The sequence below is a fragment of the Psychrobacter sp. CAL346-MNA-CIBAN-0220 genome (genome assembly GCF_040309805.1).
Classification (GTDB): domain Bacteria; phylum Pseudomonadota; class Gammaproteobacteria; order Pseudomonadales; family Moraxellaceae; genus Psychrobacter.
The window spans coordinates 1-261 of the sequence record NZ_JBEOPF010000419.1; the positions used below are offsets into that span (position 1 = coordinate 1).

A 261-nucleotide genomic window follows, 5' to 3' on the forward strand; every position below is an offset into this window, starting at 1 on the left:
GTGTAATAAGCAATACCGTAATCAGCACTAAAGCGTTCATTAAGCTGAATGTATCTACCTACATAAGCATCAAGTTCGAAATCAGTGTCATCACCAAAATCTACATTAGAGGCCCAAACACCTGCATATACACCGTTATCAAAAGCGTAATCAAGGCTTGCTTGAATTGCAGGGTCGTTATCTGTTTGCGTTACACCATTGAAAGTATAGTCAGAAGCGGCAGTAATGGTTGTTGACCAATTAGCCGCTGCAGTTGTAGAT

1 protein-coding gene is annotated in these 261 nt (G+C 40.6%); it reads right to left on the bottom strand.

Features of this window, described 5'->3' with window-relative positions; all coding sequences use genetic code 11:
- Positions 1-261 (bottom strand): TorF family putative porin (locus AAEY88_RS14210; RefSeq protein ID WP_350563428.1); only part of this gene is annotated, 261 nt, incomplete at both ends.